Origin of the sequence: Arthrobacter sp. GCM10027362, assembly GCF_042679445.1 — a bacterium.
In the GTDB taxonomy this organism is placed as follows: domain Bacteria; phylum Actinomycetota; class Actinomycetes; order Actinomycetales; family Micrococcaceae; genus Crystallibacter.
This window is the reverse complement of sequence record NZ_JBHTML010000271.1, coordinates 1-3,829: the sequence shown is the minus strand read 5'-3', so window position 1 is coordinate 3,829 and position 3,829 is coordinate 1. Positions and strand designations below refer to the sequence as shown.

At 70.9% G+C, this 3,829-nt stretch carries 3 protein-coding genes; 1 reads left to right on the top strand and 2 read right to left on the bottom strand.

All coding sequences use genetic code 11. The features are described from left to right. Positions 1-172 precede the first annotated feature (172 nt). On the bottom strand, positions 173-1,333 hold the full coding sequence (locus ACFQ36_RS21335; protein ID WP_377017329.1) for an acyl-CoA dehydrogenase family protein: 1,161 nt from the start codon (positions 1,331-1,333) through the stop codon (positions 173-175). 33 nt (positions 1,334-1,366) lie between these two features. Continuing rightward, on the bottom strand, positions 1,367-2,782 hold the full coding sequence (locus ACFQ36_RS21330) for an aminotransferase class III-fold pyridoxal phosphate-dependent enzyme (RefSeq protein WP_377017327.1): 1,416 nt from the start codon (positions 2,780-2,782) through the stop codon (positions 1,367-1,369). A gap of 103 nt (positions 2,783-2,885) precedes the next feature. Here ACFQ36_RS21330 and ACFQ36_RS21325 point away from each other — a divergent pair. Next, positions 2,886-3,829 (top strand): PucR family transcriptional regulator ligand-binding domain-containing protein (locus tag ACFQ36_RS21325; protein WP_377017325.1); only part of this gene is annotated, 944 nt, incomplete at its 3' end.

Genomic DNA, 3,829 nt, shown 5'->3' with positions numbered 1-3,829 from the left:
GGGCGGCGGCGACGGCGCGGTCAACGTCGGCGGCCCCGGCCTGGCGGCCGTTGGCGACCGTCTCGGCGGGGTGCGCCGGGTTGGTGGAGGTGAGCAGGCCGCCGTCGCCGGTTTCCCAGCAGCCGGCCAGGTAATGCTGCAGTTCGACAGTCATCTTCTTCTCCTGCAGTGTCTATCGGAAGGCGGGGATGCCGGTGATCTTGTGGCCGAGGATGAGGGTGTGGACCTCGTCGGTGCCTTCGTAGGTGCGCACGGATTCGAGGTTGTTGGCGTGGCGCAGCGGGGAATGGTCCAGGGTGATGCCGTTGCCGCCGAGCATCGCGCGGGCCTCGCGGCAGATGTTGATCGCCTCGCGGCAGTTGTTCAGCTTGCCCACGGAGATCTGGTGGGGCTGCAGCTGCCCGGCGTCCTTGAGCCGGCCCAGGTGCAGGGCCAGCAGGAAGCCCTTGTTGATCTCCAGGGCCATGTCCACCAGCTTCTGCTGGGTCAGCTGGTAGCCGGCCAGCGGCTTGTCGAACTGCAGGCGCTCCCGGGAGTAGGCCAGGGCGGTCAGGTAGCTGTCCCGGGCCGCGCCCATGGCGCCCCAGATGATCCCGTAGCGGGCCTCGTTCAGGCATTCGAACGGCCCGCGCAGGCCCTTGGCCTGCGGCAGCAGGGCGTCGCCGGGCAGGCGCACGTCGGCCAGTTCGATCTCGCACTGGATGGAGGCGCGCATGGAGAGCTTGGGCCCGATCGGGGTGGCGGTGAATCCGGGGGTGTCGGTGGGCACGACGAAGCCGCGGATCCCGTCCTCGGTCTGGGCCCAGATGATGGCGACCTTGGCCACGCTGGCCAGCCCGATCCAGCGCTTGGAGCCGTTGAGGACCCAGTCCTCCCCGTCCTTCCGGGCGAAGGTCTTCAGGGACCCGGGGTCCGAGCCGGCCGTGGGTTCGGTCAGGCCGAAGCAGCCGATCGCCTTCCCTGCCGCCATTTGCGGCAGCCATTCGGCCTTCTGCTCCTCCGAGCCGTGTTTGTGGATCGCGGACATGGCCAGCGAGCCCTGCACCGAGACGAAGGTGCGCACCCCGGAGTCCCCGGCCTCCAGCTCGGCGCCGGCCAGCCCGTACTCCACGGCGGAGCGGCCGGCGCACCCGTAGCCCTTCAGGTGCATGCCCAGCAGGCCGAGCCTGGCCATTTCGGGCACGATCTCCAGCGGGAAGACCGCGTCCTCGTACCAGCCGGCGATGTTCGGCTTGATCGCGGCCTCCACGAAGGAGCGCACCGTATCGCGCAGCGCGCGTTCCTCGGCCGAGAGCAGGGAGTCGATATTGATCAGATCGAATTCTTCGGTCATTACAGGGCCTTCCAAGCGGATGGGGGCGGGGGATCAGCGGGCGGCAGCGGCGGCCGGCTCGGTTTCGGCGGTGACAGCGGCAATGGCCTCGCGCAGCACCTGCAGGCCGTCCTCGAGCAGCTCCTGGCCGATCACCAGCGGCGGCAGTAGCCGGATGATGTTGCCGTGGGTGCCGCAGGTCAGGGTCAGCACGCCGGCGGCATGGCAACGTGCCGAGACGTCCCTGGCGATGTCGGCCCGCGGGGCCAGCGTGCCGGGGTCGGCGAATTCCAGCGCCAGCATCGCGCCGCGGCCACGGAACTCGGCGACCACACCGGTTTCGGCTACCAGCGGTTCGAGGATCCGGCGGGCGGCTGCCTCGATGCCGCGGGCATTGGCCAGCAGGGAGCCGTCCTCGAAGGCCTCGAACACGGCCAGGGCCGCCTCGCAGGCCAGCGGATTGCCGGCGTAGGTCCCGCCCAGGCCGCCGGAGTGCACCGCGTTCATCAGCTCGGCCCGGCCGGTCACCGCGCTCAGCGGCACGCCGTCGGCCAGCGCCTTGGCGCTGAGCGTGATGTCCCCGGCAATGCCCTCGTGCTCGCTGGCGAAGAGCGTGCCGGTGCGGCCCATGCCGGCCTGGATCTCGTCGACCACCAGGACGATCCCGTGCCGGTCCGCGATCCGGCGCAGTCCGGCCAGGAAGCCGGGCGCCGGGACCACGAACCCGCCCTCGCCCTGGATCGGCTCGATGACCATGGCGGCGAACTCCTCCGCCCCGTGCTCGGCCAGCGCGGCCTCCACTGCGGCCAGGGCTGCGGCGGCCACGGCTTCCGGTCCCTGCGAGGCAGCGGGGGAGCGCAGCGGGTTGGCCGAGGTGGCCCGGACGATCTCGGCCGGGAACGGACCGAAATTGAGCTTGTAGGGGTTGACCTTGGCCGTCATCGCCATGGTCAGCAGGGACCGGCCGTGGTAGGCCTCGTCGAAGACCAGCACCTTTTCGCGCCCGGTGGCTGAACGGGCGATTTTGACCGCGTTCTCTACCGCTTCGGCACCGGTGGAGAAGAGCGCGGTGCGCTTCTCGAAGTCGCCGGGGGTGTGCTCGTTGAGCCACTTGGCCACCTGGGTGAAGGACTCGTATTCGGTGACCATGAAGCAGGTGTGCGTGAAGCGCCCAAGCTGGGCGGCGATGCGTTCGCGCACCCGCCGGTGACTGGCGCCGATGCTGGTCACGGCGATGCCGGAGGCGAAATCGATGATCCGGTTGCCGTCCACATCCTGCAGGATGCCGCCGTCGGCCCGGTCAATGAACACCGGAAGGGCCACGCCGAAGCCGTCGGTGACGTGGGCCAGTCGCTCGGCGTGCAGCGCCTGCGAGCGAGGGCCGGGGATGGCCGTGGCCAGGTGGCGGATCTGGGGGAGCGGGGCAGGGGCAGGGTCTGCAGACATGGCTGCGGCGGGGCTTTCCGTCATGGGCACCACCCTAAAGGCAGCACCGGCACCCGGTCATTGGACGCCTTGCCCAATTAACTGCCGGTTTTCGGATGTTCCGACGAAACAGGCGCATAATCATGCCATGGTCTCGCTCGCGCATCTGTGTACCCGCCTTGGCCGTTCGCTGCAGTCCGTGTCCGGCACGACCTCCGGCCGCCAGCTCTCCGGTGTGCATGTGTCCGAACTGGAAGACCCCACGCCGTACCTGGAAGGCGGGGAGTTGCTGCTGACCACCGGCATCCCGCTGCGCGGCACCGGCGGCAGTGCCGGCCAGGCGAACGAGGCCGCCACGGCCGCCTATGTGCGCCGGCTGGCGGGCCGCCGTATCGCGGCGCTGGGGCTGGGCCTGGGCGAGGGGCTGGACGAGGTGCCGGACGTCCTGGCCGAGGCGTGCCGGGTCGAGGGGCTGGAGCTGCTGGTGGTGCCGGACGGGGTGCCGTTCCTGGACGTGTCCCGGGCATACTGGGACCTGGCGTCCCAGGGCGGCCAGGCGGACCTGATTGCCGGGCTGGGCACGCAGACCGCGCTCGCCCGCGCCGCGCTGCGGCCGGACGCCCTGCCTGCCGTCGTCAAGGGCCTGGCCCAGGCACTCGGCGGCTGGGCCGCCTACCTGCCCGCGGACGGCGGCCCCGAGACCTGCTGGCCGGCCAGTACGGCCGCACTCGTGCCGGAACTGCGACAGGAAACAGTGCGGCTGAACCAAGCCGGGGCGCACTCGGCGGCAACCTTCAGCCTGCACGGCGGCGCAGTGGTGGAGTATCCCATCCTGGCCGGCCGGCAGATCGAGGGCTTCCTGGCCATTGGCGCCGGCCGGACGCTGACCAAGGCGGACCGGCAGATCATGCTCACCGTCTGCGTGCTGCTCTCGCTCAAGGCCCAGCAGCGCCGGGAACTGGCCGGAACCTCGGCGGCGCTGGGCACCGCCGTCGCCAAACTGGTGCTGCGCGGGCACGTGGAGGCGGCCCGGCTGCTCGCCGCGGACACCGGACAGGGGACGCTGCCGGAACGGGTGCGCGTGCTGGCCGT